This window comes from Planomonospora antibiotica (genome assembly GCF_014647955.1).
In the GTDB taxonomy this organism is placed as follows: Bacteria; Actinomycetota; Actinomycetes; order Streptosporangiales; family Streptosporangiaceae; genus Planomonospora; species Planomonospora parontospora.
Map to the genome: position 1 here is coordinate 127,960 of NZ_BMQE01000016.1, position 16,954 is coordinate 144,913.

Genomic DNA, 16,954 nt, shown 5'->3' on the forward strand with positions numbered 1-16,954 from the left:
GCCGGCTACGGGGTCAGGCCCGTGACCCGGGCGATGGCGTGCAGCACGCCGTGCTCGTTGTTGGAGCCGGCCAGATAGCGGGCCCGCCCGATCACCTGCGGGTGGGCGTTGGCCATGGCGAAGGACCACTCGGCGGCGTCGAGCATCTCCAGGTCGTTGAGGTAGTCGCCGAAGACCATGGTCTGCGCGGGTGTGACGCCCAGCTCCTGCTGGAGCCGCCGCACGGCCGCGCCCTTGCCGGTGCCGGTGTGCATGACGTCCACCCAGTGCTCGCCGGAGACCACCACCTGGTGGGTCTCGTCGAACGGCTTCAACGCCGGCGCCGTGCTGTGCTCGGCCGTACCGAAGTCGAACAGGGCGATCTTGATGATGTCGTCGTCGACGGAGGCCAGGTCGTCCACCGGGGTCAGGAGGGCGTAGTACTTGACGGCCTCGGCCAGGAAGGCCGGGTCGGTGCGCTCCACGTAGGCGGTGCGCTTGCCGCAGACGACGGCGCCGATGTCCACGCCGTCCGCCGCCAGGCCGCGCGCGGCCGCCACGACGTCGCGGACGAACGGCGGCTCCAGCAGGTCGGAGCTGACCTCCCGGCCGTCGCGGACCACGAAGGCGCCGTTCTCGGCGATGAAGACCGTCCCGTCGAAGGCGTCCTTGAACTGCACGGCCAGCGAGGCGTACTGGCGGCCGCTGGCGGGGCAGAACAGCACGCCGCGGCTGCGCAGCCGCTCCAGCAGGGGCCACAGGTCCGCGGGGATCCGCCCGTCGTCGTCCAGGAGCGTGCCGTCCATGTCGGTGACGATCAGGCGGATGTCGGCGGGCAGGTCCGGCCGGTCGGCGGTCAGAGGCCGGGCGGGAGCGTTGCCGGGGTGTGTCACAGGCGTTCCTCGGGGTGGGGGCGGTCCTCGCATGCTACGTGCGACGGGAGGCCCATGGCGCCGACGATGCGTCACATCCCGGCCGGATCGACCCGGCCCCGCCCGAGACCTGCTCCGGCCCGTCCGCTCCGCAGCGGCACGGCGGTTCCTCGTAGGACCGGTGACGATCCGGGCTGCATGCACTCACCTCATTCACACATTCACCCACCGTAACGGACCGAATGCTGATAGACACATCCTTGCGGGCGGGGACGCCACAGGGGGAGGACCCGTGTCCGCATTCGGGGACGCGGGTGCCGTCGGTCATCGGCGTACGACGACCGACGGCACCCGCGTCCCCGGTGGCCTTGCAGCCAGGTCACATCCACCGCACAGGACGGCCGAGTCCCCGGGACGGTCACCGGCCGGTGCGGGCGGCCCGCGCGACGGACGCGCGGCAGCCGGACATCCGGAGGCGTCATGGAGATTCCCGCCCAGCTCGTGTGCCGCACCTGCACCCGAGTCCTGGTGGCCGAGGACGGAGCCGGCAGCGGCGTCTACACCCCGGCCCGGGGCCGGCTCATCGTCGCACGCGGCTACTGTCTCTGCTCCGCCCCCGGTGAGTCCTCCGTCGACCAGCCGACCGCGGTCTTCCCGGCGGCGAGGGAGAACTCCGCCGGCCCGTTGGTGCCGCCACCCCGGCCGGCGGACGCCCCGGCCGGCTGAGCCGGCCATCCGGTGCCGGAGGACGCCGGTCGCTTTCCGCGGGAGGACGCCGGTCGCTTTCCGCGGGAGGACGCCGTTGAGCGCCTCGGCCGCGAAATCGTACGATTCATTCCACACCGAGGTCGTCCGGGCGTTACACGGCGGTGATCGCTGGTAGAGGTGATGGACACGTGACACGAACTCTGCAGGCAGGAACCTCCGCGATGACATCCCCGCCCGGCTCCGGCCACCGCCCGAACCTGACCGTCTCCCTCGTCCGGCGTGACCGGACCGCCGTGGTCCATCTGGGCGGAGAGCTCGACCTGCACACCGTGCCGGTCCTGCGCGACGCGCTGGAGTCGGGGGCCGTCTGGGGCCCGCCCGCCACCCGCGCGGTGATCCTGGACCTGGGCGGGATCACCTTCTGCGACTCGTCCGGGCTGGGTGAGCTGATCGCGGTGATGAAACACGGCCAGGCCGCCGGCATCCGGTTGCTGCTCAGCACGGTGCCCGCCGTGATGGCGCGGCTGCTGGCCATCACGGGCCTGGACAAGGCGTTCGTCGTCTGTCCCGACACGGATGAGGCCCTCCGCCGGGCCGCGGAGAGCTGACCCCGCCGGCCTGACGGAGAAGGGAACGGCCGCGCGACGCGGCCACGACGAGAGGACGCCCATGCGGCACATCGAGTTCGGCGCTTCTCCGGAGCCGCCCCCGGCCGGCTCACCCGTCCAGGTCGCGGGCCCGTTCCGGCCCGACCTCCTGATCGAGGCCGAGGCGATCGCCGCCGTCCCCGTCTGAGCCCGCGGATCCGGCGGAGGGGCCCGGCCGGGGCCGGCCGGCGGACCCTGCATGCCCGGCGGCGGCGCCGCGAGGCCGAGAAAAAGAAAATTCCCATCAGCGCAGGACAGCGTCCGGTGACGGGTGCGTCCCCGGCCGCACGGCTGGGGAAAAGAGCCCGGGCGGCGTACCGTGAAAGCAGCGGTCACCGCCTGCGGGTGTTCTACCTGCAGGCGCAGTCTCCATCCGCCGTGGATCGGGAAACCCCTGCATGACCTTCCTCTCGATCACCGTGAGCGATCACCGCGCATTCTCGGTGGTCACCCTGAACGGTGAACTCGACACTCTTTCCGTCGGCCGCCTGCGCCAGGTGATCGAGCGGACCCTCGACTGCGGTCGCGTGCATCTCGTCGTGGACACCGCCGGCCTGAGGTTCTGCGACTCCTGCGGCCTGCGGACGCTGATCGCCGCATGGCGGCAGACGAACGAGCAGGGCGGGAGCCTGCGCCTGGTCCGGGTGCACGGCCCGCTGGGCCGCCTGCTGGAACTGACCGGGCTGAGCACGGTGTTCCCCACCGCCGGGCACGCCGACCTGGCCCGCGCACAGCCCGCCCGCGCTCGGATCGACCACCTCTGACGGTTCCGCCGACGCGGGCCGCCCCCGCCGCCCGCCGCCGGACCGGACGTTCAGCCGCTGCGGACCAGCGGGCGGCGGGCGGGGTCCGGCTCGGCCTGGCGCAGCACCTCTTGCCCTCACGGAAGCGGTTCGGGAGCGTGGCGCCGATTACGGCGCGGGGCGCGAAGGCAACCGTCCCGCACCGCCGGCGCACTCCTTGCGCTCCAGCGGTCCGGCTTACTGGATGACGAGGGCGGCCGCGTCATGTGCGACGTGGTCGTCAGCCGTGCTCACCGTACGAGCCGCTCCGCGGGTGTGCTCGCACCAGTCGGTCTGGGCGGGGGCCTCGCGGGTGTCCGCATCGACCCGCCGGACCTCTCGGCCGAAGAACCAGGGAGGCCGGATCCATGGAAGGAACACCCCTCATGCGTTCTGTCTCCCGCCTGGCGGCCGCGCTCGCCGGGACCACCGCCCTGGCGGCCGCGCTCGTCGCCGTGCCCGCCCTGGGCGCGCAGGCCGCCGCCAAGGACGACGGCCTGCAGCTGGTCGTGCCGACGCTCGCCTCGATGCTGCCCGGCCAGCAGGGCTGGATCAGCGCCATGTGGAAGGCCTCCACCGACGTGTGCGGTGTGAAGGTCACCGCCACCGCGCCCGGCCTGACCATCGGCTATCCCGCGAACACCGGCTCCTACACCTCGTTTCACGAGGCGGACAGGCTGGCCGCCGACGCGATGGACTTCACCGCGCTGAACGTGAGCGTCCCGGCGAGCGCGTCCGGCCCGGTGAAGGTGACGCTCGACGTCTCCTACACGCAGCTGCCGCCGGGCCAGGCCAAGAAGGACGACCCGTCCGTGGTGGAGAAGTTCGACTGCAAGGGCCCCAAGGGCAGCCAGACGGTGACCGCCACCTTGCCGATCGCCTCGGCGACCGGCGCCGCGGTGGTGCAGAAGACCACCGCCGTCACCGTGGCCAAGGACACCCCTGCCTGGGTCAGGATCGCCTTCGAGGCGCGCAGGCCCGGTCTGGAGGACTTCCGCGTCACCGTGGCCCCGCCCGCGGGGCTGGAAGTCGCCTACCCCGGGGAGAAGACCTCCGCCGGCCTGTACGACGACGTCGCACCGGCGGTGGCGCGCGAGGACTACGCCGCCGTCCGCTTCGACGCCTCCGGCCTGGCCGCCGGCACCTACAGGCTCCCGGTGCGCGCCGCCTACACCGGCGGCAGCCACACCGGCGAGCTCGCCCTCACCGTCGAGTGACCCCCGGCGGTGCGGCCCGGCCCGCGAGGACCCGGCCGCACCGCCCCGGCTCGTCCGCTCGTCCACCACCGTCCGAGCCCTTTGAAGGAGGAACCCGGCGTGAAGCACCGCACCGGCACCGCCCCGGCCCCCGCGGCCTCCCCGCAGGAGCAGCCGCCCGCGAACAGTTCAGCGGTCAAGCGCCGCGCCGTCGCGGCGGTCGCCGCGATCCTGTCCGCGCTCGCCGCGGCCGCCCTCGTGCTGCTCCTGCCCGACGCCACCGGAGCGGCCGGACAGCAGGCCGCCGCGGCTCCGGCCGCAGCCCCGCGGCCGGACGCGGCCCCGGTCACCGCCCCGCGGCCGGACGCGGCCCGGACACCGGATGATCTCTTCCTGACCTCCCACGCCGGTCACCTGTGCCGGGTGCAGTCGACCGTCTACGCCGACCCCGCGCAGCTGGCCGAGGCCTACCGGACGGTTCCGGACCACCCGGGCCTGTCGAAGGCGCAGACGGACACCTTCAACGAGCGCCTGCAGAACGACGGGGCCTTCGCCGCCCGGCTGGCCCGGCGCCTGGCCGACACCTGCCGGCCGGCCACTCCGTAGCGCCCGGCCGGCGCCCGCCGACCCCGCCCTCTTCCCCGACTACGCAGAGTGATATGAACGATGTGACGTGACGGATGACGACCGGCCGTACGCGACCCCCTGCGCGTGACGGGGAACGACGGGGGAGACGCCGGTGGGGACACGGGGGGAGGCACCGACGGGGGCGCCGGTCGGCCGCCGCGCACTGCTGGCCCTCGGCCTCGGCCTGGGCGCGGCAGTCAGGCTGGACGTCCTGGGCGCGCCCGGCGCACCGGCCCGGGCGGCCGCACGATCCGTGCAGCCGGTGCCGGTCGCGGCCCGGCGGCGCGCGATCGCGTTCCTGGACGCCATGATGGACGCCCACGCCACCGGCGAGCGCCTGCGCCTGCCGACCTCCTTCGCCGACCAGGCCCGCCTGTACGGCACCGCGTTCACCTACGACGCGGCCCTGGCGATCCTGGCCTACCTCGCCGACACCCGCACCGAATCGTTCCAGCGGGCCCGGCTGCTGGGCCGCTCCCTCGTCTACGCCCAGCAGCACGACCCGCTGGCCTCCGACGGCCGGCTGCGCCAGGCCTACACCGTCGGCCCCACCACCGCCGATGCCGGCCGGGAACCCGACGCGTTCGTCAACGCCGACGGGACCGTCAACATCGGCGGCGCCTACGGCTCCACCGCCTCCGGCACCGGTGAGCAGGCCTGGGCAGGTCTGGCGCTGTGCGCGCTGTACCGCCGAACCCGTGACGCGCAGCTGCTGGCCGCCGCAACGCGGCTGGCCTCCTGGGTGGTGGACACCTGCACCTCGGCCGGCGCGCTGGGCGGCTTCACCGGAGGCATCGACCGCGACGGCCGTCCCCGCCCCCAGGCGAGCACCGGCCACAACGCCGACCTGGCCGCGTTCTTCAGCCGGCTCGCCGACCTCACCGGCGAGCGCGCCTGGCGCACCCACCGTGAGCGCGCCGCGGCATTCGTCACCCGCATGTGGGACGCCGACCGCCAGGCGTACGCCACCGGCTCACCCGACGGCGCCACCATCGACACCGAGTCGCTGTGGCTGGAGGCCCAGACCCACCCCTGGCTGGCCTTCACCACCCCCGGCCACGCCGGCTGCCTGACCACCGTCGCCCGCCGGCTGGCCGTCACCGACACCTCCGCCTCGCCGAACAGCGCCCTGTCCGGGAACCTGCGCCTGCGCGGCGTCACCGTCTCGGCCGCCAGCCGCACCGCTGCCACGGCCACGCCGATCGAGCCGGGGCTGCCCGCCCCTGATCCGGACGCGGTCTGGCTGGAGGGCACCGCCCAGTACGCCGCCGCCCTGCAGCGCACCGGCCGCGGCGCCGCGGCCGCCGACCCCTGGCTGCGGGAGCTGGCGCTCGCCCAGAACCGGCTCGGCGCCGGGCAGACCGTTGCCGGAAAGGCCCTGCCCGCGCGCAGCGGCCTGCAGGCCGCCTCCAGCCCGCTGCATGTCGGCGAGGGCGCCTCCGGATACCTGCCGGTGCTGCACGTCGGTACCACCGCCTGGTACGTGCTGGCCGCCACCGGCACCGATCCGCTGCGCGCACCGGCCACCACCCGAGGCACCGCCCAGACGCAGCAGACCACGCCCGCCCCGGCAGCGGGCAGGGCCAGGGCGAAGCGCAGAGTGGCGGCCAGGCGCAGGGCCAGGCGGAGACGGAGGACGAGGGCGAGGGCGAGGGCGAAGCTCCGGAAGCTCAGGAGGCAGGGGCGCCGCGGCGTCGGGTGAAGGGGAGGGTTCGCGGCGGGCGCCTTTTCTCGGAGGTTCGGTGATCAGCTGCGGGTCGTGGTCGAATATGGCCATAGCGCCGCCCGCTGCGCACTCATGCGTCGTATTCGTCGGGGAAGCGGAGCGCGGGTCCACTGGCGTGGAGGCCGAGGGGGGTCGCGCGGCCTTCGGGTTCTTCCCATGCCTCTTGGCGGCCGAGCGCGGTGAGGTCGAGATAGGGGTTCGAGGCGTAGGTGAACTCGATGCCGCGGCCGAAGGTGGAGTAGGTGTGGTGGACGGCGTCGTCTACGCGGAGGAAGACGCTGATGCCCGGGTAGTCACCGCGCATCGCCGCAGTCCAGGGAGTCCCCGCCGCCGCCAGCTCCGCCTCGGTGCGGTGGTTGAGCAGCACCGGAGCGACCCGCTCGTCCACGGTGGCGTGGAAGTCGTAGTTGAAGTCGCTGCCGGCCGAGGAGTACCAGGGAAACGTCCAGCCCATCCGTTCGCGGAACGCGGCGATCTTGTCGTACGGGCTGCGGGACACCGCGACGAGCGTGGTGTTCCGGATGTGCAGCTGGGTCGGTTCAGGGATGACGTCGGCGGTGGTGGAGCAGCTGGTGCAGCCGACGTCACGGGGATGTTCGTTTCCGTCGGCGTCGATGTCGTAGCTCCACATGAAGTGATGCATCACCAGCTGCGGTCGGCCTTCGAACAGGTCGAGCAGGCTCACCCCTCCGTCCGGGCCTTCGAACGTGTACGGCTTGTCCACCCGAACCATCGGCAACCGGCGCCGGTCGGCGTTCACCCGGTCGTACGCCCGGGTGAGCTCCTTCTCCTTCACCAGCAGCTCCTTGCGGGCGGCGAGCCACTCTTCACGCGACACCACCTCGGGCAGGTTTCCCAGCGACATCTCCGTCTCCTCTGACTGCTCTGGGTTTGTAACCGCTGAACGGTCACAACCCTAAGAGCACTGGTCACGACCATGGGGGACGCTCCCCGAAGGCATCAAGCGGGTGCGGGGCCTGGAGCCGGGGACATCGCCAGCGAGACCTTCCTGATCGCTTGGGGACGGCTTGAGAGTGTGCCTGAACCGCCGTTGCCCTGGCTGCTCGGCGTGGCCCGCAATCTCCTACGGACGCAACGCCGGTCCCGGCTACGCGGGCAGAGCCTGGTCGAGCGGCTCGCCGACCAGAGGAAGGTGCCGACGCCGTCTTCGGCGCTGATGCTGAGTCGCTGAGCCCGGTCTTCGCCCGGCGGCGAGGAGGAGCGGGGAGTGGCCGGGCGTGGACCTGTCCTGCTCCGCCACCTGCTGATTTACTACGTAAAGGGTGCGGTCATGGTGACCAAGAACCAACGCCGATCCGGCCTTCCTCGGTGTCGGCACGGCCGGGGAGGCCGTCCAGAGGTCGCAGTATCAGCAGCATGACGGGCCGACCCGCAACGGCCGGGACACGTCGGATGCGGAGCCGGCCGACATGCGGCGGAGAAAGTTATGTCGCCGGGACACACTGTCGGACGGAGCCCTCCTTGGCAGGATTCGTGTATGGAACTCACTGTTCGTGGTCTGCGGCACAACCTCCTGGTCCGTGGACCCATCGACGGCCCGCCCGTGCTGCTGATCCACGGCAACTGCTCCTCTGCGGCATTCTGGGAGCCGCTGGTGCGGCTGCTGCCCGAGCACTGGCGGATCGTCGCACCCGACCTGCGCGGTTACGGAAGCACCGACGCCGCTCCGGTCGACGCCACCCGCGGGCTGCGTGACTTCGCCGACGACCTGGCCGCGCTGCTGGACGCGCAGGAGGTCTTCCCGGCCGGCGCCCGTCCGGTCGTGGTGGCTCACTCCATGGGCGGCGGCGTGGCGATGCAGCTTCTGATCGACGCCCCCGAGCGGGTCGCCGCGCTGCTGCTGGAGGCGCCGCTGTCGCCGTACGGCTTCGGTCTGGGCGGGGCGGGCGCGGCCAACCCCGACTTCGTGGCCCGCCTGCAGGCCGGTGACCGCGGCGGCGACTCGCCCGCCAGCCCCCGGATGATCCTGCGCACGTACTACGTGGCCGATCCGGCGAGCCTGGACGCGGACGAGGAACTGCTGCTCGACACGGTCCTGTCCACCGCGACCGGCGAGGGCAACTACCCGGGCGACGCGGTCGCCTGCGACGACTGGCCGGGCAGGGGAGCCGGCCGGCGCGGCGTGCTCAACGCCATGGCGCCGCAGTGGTTCGACATCGCCGACGACCTGGTCGCGGTTCCCGGCAAGCCGCACGTGACCTGGGTGCGGGGCGACGTCGACCAGATCGTCTCGGACACGTCCCTGTTCGACCTGGCCTACCTCGGCAAGCTCGGCGCGGTTCCCGGCTGGCCGGGTGAGGATCTCTGCCCGCCCCAGCCGATGGTCACCGAGACCCGGGCGGTCCTCGACCGCTACACCGAGGCCGGAGGCTCCTACGAGGAGATCGTCTACGAAGGGGTGGGGCACAGCCCGCACATCGAGCGCACCGCCGACTTCGCCACGATCGTGACCCGCCTCCTGGCGGATACGGCGGCGGACAACGTGACGGCGGGCAGCGTGACGGGCGCCGCGGCCGAGGCGCCGGGCCGGTGAGCGAGCCGGTCTACCGCCGGGAGCGGGTGCCCGTCCGGGGCGGCGCGCTGCGGGCGGGGGCGTGGGGCGAGCGGGGGCCGCTGATCGTCGCAGCCCACGGCATCACCTCCTCCCACCTGGCGTGGACGCTGCTCGGCCCGGACCTGGGGCGCGACCACCGCTTCGTCGCGGTGGACCTGCGCGGCCGGGGCGGCAGCCGGGATCTGCCGGAGCCGTACGGCATGGCCGCGCACGCCGATGACCTCGCCGCCGTGATCGAGCACTACGGCGGCGGGCCGGCCCTGCTGGCCGGGCACTCGATGGGCGGGTTCGTCGTGGCCGAGACCGCCCGCCGCCACCGGAACCTGGTGGACCGGCTCATCCTGGTGGACGGGGGAGCGCCGCTCCCCCTGCCCGCGGGCGCGGGCACCGTACGGGAGGCGATCGAACGCACAGTGGGGCCGATCGTGGCGCGGCTGGAGCGGACATTCGCGACCCGGGAGGAGGGCCGGGACCTGTGGCGCGCGCATCCGGCCTTCGCCGAGTGGACCGAGGCGTGCGCCGCCTACGCCGATTATGACCTGGTGGACCTGGGCGACCGGTTCGAGGCCGCGTGCCGGATGGAGGCCGCGCTCGCCGACGCGCCCGAGGTGTACGCCCTGCCCGGCGCGGTCCCCGAGCCGCTGCCGGTGCCCGCCGTGTTCCTTCGGGCGGCCCGCGGCATCCTGGACGAGCCGGACCTGCCGCTGTACTCACCCGGCCAGGCCACCGAGTGGCTGCCCGGTGTCGCGGAGTCCACCGTGGAGGGCGTCAACCACTACACGATCACCCTGTCCCCCCGGGGCGGCGCGGCGGTCGCCACCGCCGCACGCGCTCTCGTGCACTGACCCGCGGGACTCCGTACGGCCGGCAGGGCGTCTTCTTCGGCACCGGTGACGAAGGAGACGTAGCCGTCCCCGGACTCCTCGCCGTCGTCGAGCTCCTTGGCCCGGCCCTGCTCCTGCAGGTGGAGGATGGAGTCCTCGATCTGGTCAGTCCACGGGATACGCGTCTGCGGCAGAGCGGGTTCCGTCGGGGGAGGACGCCTTGCTGTGGAGGAGGTGATCCGCACCGCCATGGCCTTACCGTCATGCCGTTTCAATGCGGCAGCGCCGCCCGCGCCGACGAGGTCCCCGCCTCGACGACGACGGCCTCGACCCGCGGTCCCGGTCCCGCGGCCCACGACCGTGCCGGACATCCCTTGATGCGAGCACCGACTGATACGAGCGCCGACCCCCCTTTTGAACGTGTTCAACTCTCTGAGCTAGGCTCCTCTCATAGATCTGAGGGAAGCCTGATGAAGATAGTGATACCCGGGGGAACCGGACAGATAGGCACGATCCTGAATCACGCGCTGACCGCCGCAGGCCATGAGGTTGTGGTCCTGACCAGAGGACCGGTGCGCGGCCGTGAAGTCCGCTGGGACGGCGGGACCCTGGGTCCATGGGCGGAGGAGATCGACGGCAGCGACATCGTGGTCAACCTGGCCGGACGCAGTGTCAGCTGTCGCTACACTCCAGCCAATCTGCAGGCCATGATGGATTCGCGGGTGCGCTCCACCCGGGTTGTGGGTGAGGCGATCGCAGCCGCCGCGCGGCCTCCCCGGGTCTGGTTGCAGATGAGCACCGCCACTGTCTACTCTCACCGCTTCGACGCGCCCAACGACGAGGCGACCGGCGTGCTCGGCGGCACTGAACCCGGCGTCCCGGGCTACTGGGCCTACAGCGTCGAGATCGCGAAAGCGTGGGAGCAGGCGCAGGAGCGAGCCGAAACCCCGCACACGCGCAAGGTCGCCATGCGCTCTGCCATGGTGATGAGTCCCGATCGCGGCGGCGTCTTCGACGTCTTGCTGCGGCTGGCGCGGCTCGGCCTCGGCGGCCCGGTCGCGGGCGGTGCGCAATACGTGTCCTGGATCCACGACCGCGACTTCGTCCGCGCTGTCGAGTTCCTGATCGACCGGGACGACCTCGCCGGGCCGGTGAACCTCGCCGCTCCCGTTCCTCTCCCGCAGCGCATGTTCATGCGCGTGCTGCGCGCCGCGTGGGGTGTCCCGGTGGGCCTGCCGGCAACGAAGTGGATGGCCGAGCTCGGCGCGTTCGCGCTGCGCTCGGACACCGAACTTCTGTTGAAAAGCCGCCGAGTCGTCCCCGGCCGCCTGCTCGGAGCGGGTTTCGCTTTCGACTACGCCCAGTGGCCGGAGGCCGCCGGAGACCTCGTGCGGCGCGTGCGCGGCGGGTCCGGCTCCACCAGGTGAGCCTTCGGCGCCTGCCGACCGTTTCCGACCGCTCATGCCTGACTCGCCGGGGGCTCCCAGGCCGAGGAGAGGCACAGCAGACGGGCCGAACGGTAGAGCATCGTGACCAGGGCGCCGACGGCGGCGAACCAGACGGTGAGCGGGACGACGCCCGGGTCGGCATAGCCGTACCCGGCCGGAAGGGCGAGCGCTCCCGGGCCGACCACAGCCCAGCGCAGCACGTCGAGGAGGTCGGCTCTGGAGACGTCCCCATAGGTGCGGATCCGCCTGATGACAGCATCAACGGACAACCAGACGGTGACCAGGGCGCCGACGGTGCAGGCGATGCCGATCCCATGCTGGATGGGCGCGGACATCGGGGAACGGTCCGGAACCGCGTCGGATGTGACCAGCGAGAGACACGAGGCGGCGGCCATGGCGATGGCGGCCGGCCTCGCCCGCCCGAAGGGGTCGTCGGCGGACCGCTCCAGCTGAAACAACCCGGACGCACACAGACTCCATCCGACAGGGTCGAACAACAGATCGAAGCCATTGAGCCGGAACGCGCCGAAGACGACGGCGAAACCGATAGCGATCTTCATGACGGGCGGCACGTGCCACCGCCTTCCAGGTGTTCCGCTGTCCATTGGTGAGTCGGTCGTCAGAACTGGTCAGGGTTCACCGCTCCGTTGCAGACCTTTCCGGCGAGACCCCGCTGCCAGGCGACCAGGACGCTCCCCGCAGGTCCGCTCAACCGCCAGGAGTTCCACATCGCCTCGGCCGACCCTGAGCGCAACCAGGTTCGGTAGGTGAACGTAACCGGTCGGGGCTCGTGCGGTACTGCCGCGCAGTCGGTGATGACGACGCGCCTGCGCAGATACTCCATCCCGCCGCCCGCCACGGTGACCGTGAAGCGTTCATTCCTCGCCTCGTCGGCGGGGAGGAAACGCAGGCCTGGTATTTCCGCCGAGATACCGGTGAAGGTGAAGGGGGTCGGTCCCTCGTTCTCAAGCTCGATGTCTATGTCGGTGGACAGGACACCGTTCTCATCCACCTGGGCATGGAGGAAGAAACCGTCCAGGCTCCAGCGGATATGCGGAGTGAGCGCTCCCGACCACCACAGGCCCGAGGCGAAAAGCGCCAGTGCGAGGCAACCGGCCATCACGGCTTGTGATGACGATTGCACACGTCGGGAACGCCATGTGACAACACCGAATTGCTGCCATATATGGCCTGAATCCATGATCGAAAACAATATATGGTGAGATCTTGTGACGATACCCCCGCTGGTCTTCTGGGCGGCCGCCGTGCTCACCGTGCTGGCGGCGGTCGTGCCCGTCACCTCCGAACGGCTCACCAGATTCGCCGCCCTGACCGGCCTCTCCGTCACGACGGACAACGCCCGTCGGATCATCGACCACTTCACGGCCCTGCGCCGGGAGCGGCTGATCCTCCTCGCTGTCGCCGTCCCCCTGGCATTTCTTACCGATGACCCGTTCTACCTGGTCCTGGGCTGGTGCGCCGGCTCCATCCTCCCCCGCACCAGGCCGACCGCCCGAGCACCGCAAGCTGTTCATCACGATGCAGGGGTCCATCGGAGGGCGTGGTTTCTCGGCCTGGGCGGCGCCGCGGTGATGAGCGTCTGGCCGCTGCTCGATCAGGGAGCCGCTCCGGCGCGCTTGGCCCATGCCGCCATCGTGATCGTCGTGGCGGCGGCCGTACCGCTCACCGCCCGAACCCTGGCCGCCGGGCCGGAGCCCGGAACGCCGGACGCCATCACCCTGGCAGAGTCGGCCCTCCGCCGGTGGTCGGCGCGGAACCTCTACCTCAGCGGGACCGCGATCGTCCTGGCGGGCGCACTCCTCACCCCCGGGCAGCCGCCCCGGCGTGAACTGCCCGGATACTCGATGCCCCTGTCCTTCCCGGAGTCCACGGCCGTGTTCACGACGGTCGACGAATACGACGGACCCACCTGCCCGTGGTTCGACCAGATGGATGACCCCTGCCGGTACTGGCTGGTGAACGGGGAACCGTTCCCGCAGGCCGCGCCGTACATCATCAGGAAAGGCGGAGCACCCCAGCGGGCGCCGTTCACGCGCAGCCCCGACGAGAAGGCCGTCGTCTACCTGGACAGGCGCAGTCGCCGCATGGTCTACCAGGACGCCGGGGGCGTCCGCCCCCTCACCGGCCGCCTGGCCGACGCCGAGATGCCCACACCCGTCTTCGCCGGCCAGAGCAGATATGTCGCCCTGGCCGGGCATGACACGCAGGTCACCGACATCCGGACCTGGAAGACGGTGTCGATCCCCGGCGCCCGGCAGGTCCACGATCTCAACCTCGGCGGAGTCGTGGCCACGACGGCCACCCGGGTACTCGTGCTCGACCACCGGGGAAGGACCCGGATGAGCCTTCCCCGCAGAAAGCCGGCGAAGGACGTCGCCGAGGACACCTATCACCTCCGGACGGACGGGAAGCGCTTCGTGGTCATCTGCGGTGATGCGACGTGCGTCGAGACCTTCGACCCGGGAACCGGTGAACGTCTGTCCGGCGTCACTCCAGTGTTCCCGGGTGACGACTTCCTCGACGTCGGCCTCGGCTGGTCGAAGACAGGCACCTTCCGGGTTCGCGGCGGCATGAGCGAACGCGTCTACGACCTCGACCTGGACACGGGCGAACTCCGGAGACGGAAGAAGTGACGCGTGGATCCGGTGCGGTCGTCGCAGCGGCACGGGTCCTTCTCCGAGCCGATGACCGTCCTGCCGGCCGACCCTCGGACCGCCCGGCTGATCGGAGCGGGGACGCGAGATCCTCGCCATGCGGCGCGGCTGACGGTCCCGAGGTCACGGTGCTCGATCCGCTCCTCGGGCCGGTGTCCGCGCGAGCCGGTGAGGAGCCGGCCGTCGTCCGCAGGCCCATGGCGGTCCCCGGGCCTGTACGGCCGCCGGCCGGGGCCGTTCCGCGACCGTGCACCGTACGGCCGGCGCTCCGGCCCGGCGTCCTGCCCGCGCAGACGGTCGAGCACGCGCCAGCGGATCAGAGGACTCACTTCAGGGTGTATTTGCACATGCTCTCTTCGGCGCCGCTCGTGGCGACCTCCTCGCCGTCGACGAGGATGCGGCAGGAGGCGGGCTTGAGCATGCCGCCGGAGTCGCGGACCGAGCCGGGGATGATGGAGACCGGCACGCCGACCTTCTGCTCGGCCTCGGTGAGCTCGACCGTCACGGTCTTCTTCCACGGGAGGGTGACGTCCGCTTCGGAGCCGCTGCTCCCGGCGGTGTAGACGATCGGCTGCATGACCTTTCCCTTGCCGTTCACCTCAAGAGTGACCTCCCGGGTCTGCGTCTGCGAGGCGGTGGACTGCTCGGACGGCAGGCTCGACGGAGGAAGAGGTGCAGTGGAGGGTGCGGCCGTCGTGCCGCCGGCGCCTCCGCAGGCGGCGGTCAGCGTCAGCACCGCGAGCAGCCCGGGGATCCGTCCGTTCGACATCAGCTTGATCATGACGAACAAGGCTACCGATTCCCGAAGGAGGTGACATCTTTCCGTCTCATCCGCAGGACACGGCCGCCTTGCCGACACCGATGCCCGACTCCTGGCGCGAGGACGGAACACCGCTCTCCATCGTCTCGCTCACGGTCACCTGCAACCGGATCACCGCCATCGCGACCGCGGCCGATCCCACCAGGATCGCATCGATGCAACCGCCGGACCCATCGTGAGGCGTCCTCGCGATGTCCACCACGTCCGGAGCGGAACCGGCGCCCTCGGGTGATCCCGTTCGCCCTCTACGCGACCTGAACGGAGGCCGATCAAGAAGGTCTTGATCCACTCTCTGGCGTCGTTCCTGTTCGACCCCGCCGGCCGCCTGTGCCGCGTCTCGGGCATCGATCACCTGTCCACGGTGTGGGCGGGCGCAGGCCGCCGCGGCGCAGGAGGTCAGAGCCGGGTCGACCCTGAGGTGGATGACGATGTGCGCCATCGCCGCGAAGTAGCCCAGCGATATGGCCGCCTGAACGGCGACGACCACGACGACCGTGTGCCGGTCGCCGTGGTCGACGGGGTCCTCGTGGGGAACGTTCACGCCGTGGGCAGGACGTTCAGCCGGTGCAGCAGTTCACGCGCGAGGGTGACGCGCTTCGCGGCGTCGCCGTCCATGTTCAGCGCGAACGTGTACACGCGTCCGCCGCGTTGGAGACGCGAACGGCCTCACGCATGCTCATGTCCTTCTCCCACTCGGGGAACGGCTGCTGCGTGCCGTCCCAGGGGATCACCTCGTCGGGGCTCTTGACCACGCCGGTCTGCAGAGCGACCAGCGCGTGCGGGACCTTGAAACTGGAGGCGGGCACCATCGGCTTCTCGGCACGCCGGCGGTCCACCACGGTCACCTTCCTGGACGACACGTCCAGCAACGCGAACGTGCCTCGCACCTTCGCCGCGTCGAACACCGCGCGCAGATCATCGCGTACAACGGTATCCGGCCTGACCTCATGGGCCGTCGCGACCATGGCGCCGCCCAGCGGGACGCTCTCGTGGGCGGTGGCACCGTACGCGGGGACGCCGCAGAGAGTGAGCGAGGCGAGCACGGCGGCGCCGAGCCAGGGGCGTAGGACCTGCGGAATCGTCTTCTTCATGCGCAGAGACCATCACAGGACATCGTTACTGTCCAATATCGATATTTATCGAAGACTGATATTCACATCGATATCATCACAGCTCAGAGCGCTTGTTCACGAACCGAAGGCCTTCTTCGTGCGCGGCCTGTCCGCATCGACGCCTTCGCCCAGGCCTGGGGCCGCTCTGCCCGGCGGCGGTCAAGAGCCTGCTGACCGACCGCCACAGCCTCACCACCTGCCTGCGCTTCCCGATCGAGCACCACGAGCGCGTGCGCCACTCCGACTTCATCGAGCGCACCGTCGCCGGCGAGCAGTCCGGCCACGCGGTGCAGGAGGAGCCGGACGCGCTCGTGCGATCCCCCGGCGTGGACCTGGGGCGGACGACCGACCCCTGCGATTCGCTGGTGCGTGCCGCGCTGACCCCGGCCTGGAGCAGCGCGACCTCGCCTGTCTCGGTCGGGTCACCGCACGACAGCCGGCACCCGAAGGTCTTCGGGTTCGACATCGCTCCCGGGCGCTGGATCCCGATCGTGATCACGGCGGAGCCGATCAGGAACGCGTGCTCGTGAATGCCGGCGGGTTCTCGTCCTGGCGCCGCTCTAGGACGACTTCGAGGGGGAGGGGGTTGCCTCGCCAGGCTGCTGCCAGGTCTTGGAGGGGGAGGCCGAGGGCTTCGCCGAGGCAGACGACGGTGCCGAAACCAGGCGAGGGGAGTCGGCCGGACTCGATCTTGCGGAGGGTCTCGGGGGAGATGCCCGCGGCACGGGCGACTTCCGCAGGGTCGCGTCCCGCTCGCGCGTGGCGAAGCAGGGCGCCCAGGCGCCTGCCGGCTTCGATCTGCTCGGGTGTGAGCGGTTGGCGGACCATGCCTCACAGGATAGGGCTGGTATTAGTATACCGGCAAGCGTCGAAGTGTTGGTATAACTATACCAACACTCCTTGACGCAAGGCCGCGTAGTTAAGGATCTCGGACGTGCGGCAAGCCACCGGTGAGTACGGCCA

The 16,954-nt window shown here is 71.3% G+C and carries 20 protein-coding genes and 1 pseudogene; 12 read left to right on the forward strand and 9 right to left on the reverse strand.

Annotated elements, in window-relative coordinates; genetic code table 11:
* Window positions 1-5 precede the first annotated feature (5 nt).
* On the reverse strand, window positions 6-872 hold the full coding sequence (locus IEZ06_RS17075) for a Cof-type HAD-IIB family hydrolase (protein WP_203872078.1): 867 nt from the start codon (window positions 870-872) through the stop codon (window positions 6-8).
* A 459-nt stretch (window positions 873-1,331) separates the two neighbouring features.
* Here IEZ06_RS17075 and IEZ06_RS17080 point away from each other — a divergent pair, with 459 nt between their 5' ends.
* From IEZ06_RS17080 to IEZ06_RS17110, 7 genes are all read left to right on the forward strand, one after another.
* Window positions 1,332-1,577, forward strand: coding sequence for a hypothetical protein (locus tag IEZ06_RS17080; protein WP_189237690.1), 246 nt, complete (start codon window positions 1,332-1,334; stop codon window positions 1,575-1,577).
* Window positions 1,578-1,780: 203 nt separating this feature from the next.
* Entirely contained in the window at window positions 1,781-2,167 is a 387-nt protein-coding gene (locus IEZ06_RS17085; RefSeq protein ID WP_189237691.1) for an STAS domain-containing protein, read from the forward strand.
* 61 nt (window positions 2,168-2,228) lie between these two features.
* Window positions 2,229-2,354: a hypothetical protein gene (locus IEZ06_RS37195; RefSeq protein ID WP_268245607.1), complete on the forward strand. Its 126-nt coding sequence runs from the start codon at window positions 2,229-2,231 to the stop codon at window positions 2,352-2,354.
* Between the two features lie 250 nt (window positions 2,355-2,604).
* Window positions 2,605-2,970 carry an STAS domain-containing protein gene (locus IEZ06_RS17095; RefSeq protein WP_189237692.1) on the forward strand — a complete coding sequence of 122 codons (366 nt, stop codon included), beginning with the start codon at window positions 2,605-2,607 and terminating at the stop codon, window positions 2,968-2,970.
* A gap of 404 nt (window positions 2,971-3,374) precedes the next feature.
* Entirely contained in the window at window positions 3,375-4,205 is an 831-nt protein-coding gene (locus IEZ06_RS17100; protein WP_189237693.1) for a hypothetical protein, read from the forward strand.
* Window positions 4,206-4,304: 99 nt separating this feature from the next.
* Window positions 4,305-4,790: a hypothetical protein gene (locus tag IEZ06_RS17105; RefSeq protein WP_189237694.1), complete on the forward strand. Its 486-nt coding sequence runs from the start codon at window positions 4,305-4,307 to the stop codon at window positions 4,788-4,790.
* Window positions 4,791-4,923: 133 nt separating this feature from the next.
* On the forward strand, window positions 4,924-6,513 hold the full coding sequence (locus IEZ06_RS17110; RefSeq protein ID WP_189237695.1) for a Tat pathway signal sequence domain protein: 1,590 nt from the start codon (window positions 4,924-4,926) through the stop codon (window positions 6,511-6,513).
* Window positions 6,514-6,607: 94 nt separating this feature from the next.
* Here IEZ06_RS17110 and IEZ06_RS17115 read toward each other — a convergent pair whose 3' ends face one another.
* The gene (locus IEZ06_RS17115) at window positions 6,608-7,402 is read right to left on the reverse strand and encodes a DUF899 domain-containing protein (protein ID WP_189237696.1); all 795 of its coding nucleotides are present in this window, start codon (window positions 7,400-7,402) and stop codon (window positions 6,608-6,610) included.
* Window positions 7,403-8,035: 633 nt separating this feature from the next.
* On the opposite strand from IEZ06_RS17115, the gene IEZ06_RS17125 reads away from it, so the two are divergent.
* Window positions 8,036-9,091 carry an alpha/beta hydrolase gene (locus tag IEZ06_RS17125; protein ID WP_189237698.1) on the forward strand — a complete coding sequence of 352 codons (1,056 nt, stop codon included), beginning with the start codon at window positions 8,036-8,038 and terminating at the stop codon, window positions 9,089-9,091.
* A complete protein-coding gene (locus IEZ06_RS17130; protein WP_189237699.1) occupies window positions 9,088-9,957 on the forward strand; it encodes an alpha/beta hydrolase in 870 nt (289 codons plus the stop codon). The genes IEZ06_RS17125 and IEZ06_RS17130 overlap by 4 nt, the downstream gene beginning before the upstream one ends.
* On the opposite strand, the gene IEZ06_RS17135 is transcribed toward IEZ06_RS17130, so the two are convergent.
* Window positions 9,888-10,187 (reverse strand): hypothetical protein, encoded by a 300-nt coding sequence (locus IEZ06_RS17135; RefSeq protein ID WP_189237700.1) that lies wholly within the window; start codon window positions 10,185-10,187, stop codon window positions 9,888-9,890. The genes IEZ06_RS17130 and IEZ06_RS17135 overlap by 70 nt on opposite strands.
* 219 nt (window positions 10,188-10,406) lie before the next feature.
* Here IEZ06_RS17135 and IEZ06_RS17140 point away from each other — a divergent pair, with 219 nt between their 5' ends.
* Window positions 10,407-11,363, forward strand: coding sequence for a TIGR01777 family oxidoreductase (locus tag IEZ06_RS17140; protein ID WP_189237701.1), 957 nt, complete (start codon window positions 10,407-10,409; stop codon window positions 11,361-11,363).
* 32 nt (window positions 11,364-11,395) lie between these two features.
* Here the strand turns inward: IEZ06_RS17140 and IEZ06_RS17145 are convergent, their stop codons facing one another.
* Together IEZ06_RS17145 and IEZ06_RS17150 are read right to left on the reverse strand one after the other, a co-directional pair.
* Window positions 11,396-11,956, reverse strand: coding sequence for a hypothetical protein (locus tag IEZ06_RS17145; protein ID WP_189237702.1), 561 nt, complete (start codon window positions 11,954-11,956; stop codon window positions 11,396-11,398).
* Window positions 11,957-12,003: 47 nt separating this feature from the next.
* Window positions 12,004-12,585, reverse strand: coding sequence for a hypothetical protein (locus IEZ06_RS17150; protein WP_189237703.1), 582 nt, complete (start codon window positions 12,583-12,585; stop codon window positions 12,004-12,006).
* A gap of 28 nt (window positions 12,586-12,613) precedes the next feature.
* Here IEZ06_RS17150 and IEZ06_RS17155 point away from each other — a divergent pair, with 28 nt between their 5' ends.
* The gene (locus IEZ06_RS17155) at window positions 12,614-14,038 is read left to right on the forward strand and encodes a hypothetical protein (RefSeq protein ID WP_189237704.1); all 1,425 of its coding nucleotides are present in this window, start codon (window positions 12,614-12,616) and stop codon (window positions 14,036-14,038) included.
* Window positions 14,039-14,384: 346 nt separating this feature from the next.
* Here IEZ06_RS17155 and IEZ06_RS17160 read toward each other — a convergent pair whose 3' ends face one another.
* The 3 genes from IEZ06_RS17160 to IEZ06_RS17170 form a co-directional block, all read right to left on the reverse strand.
* Window positions 14,385-14,840 (reverse strand): hypothetical protein, encoded by a 456-nt coding sequence (locus IEZ06_RS17160; RefSeq protein WP_189237705.1) that lies wholly within the window; start codon window positions 14,838-14,840, stop codon window positions 14,385-14,387.
* A gap of 46 nt (window positions 14,841-14,886) precedes the next feature.
* On the reverse strand, window positions 14,887-15,420 hold the full coding sequence (locus IEZ06_RS17165; protein WP_189237706.1) for a hypothetical protein: 534 nt from the start codon (window positions 15,418-15,420) through the stop codon (window positions 14,887-14,889).
* A 76-nt stretch (window positions 15,421-15,496) separates the two neighbouring features.
* A complete protein-coding gene (locus tag IEZ06_RS17170; RefSeq protein WP_189237707.1) occupies window positions 15,497-15,970 on the reverse strand; it encodes a penicillin-binding transpeptidase domain-containing protein in 474 nt (157 codons plus the stop codon).
* A 132-nt stretch (window positions 15,971-16,102) separates the two neighbouring features.
* Here IEZ06_RS17170 and IEZ06_RS37850 point away from each other — a divergent pair.
* Window positions 16,103-16,251 (forward strand): annotated as a pseudogene (locus tag IEZ06_RS37850) (IS256 family transposase); the annotation flags it as partial.
* Window positions 16,252-16,501: 250 nt separating this feature from the next.
* Here IEZ06_RS37850 and IEZ06_RS17180 read toward each other — a convergent pair.
* Window positions 16,502-16,819, reverse strand: a complete 318-nt coding sequence (locus IEZ06_RS17180; RefSeq protein WP_189237709.1) for a helix-turn-helix domain-containing protein — start codon at window positions 16,817-16,819, stop codon at window positions 16,502-16,504.
* Window positions 16,820-16,954 lie beyond the last annotated feature (135 nt).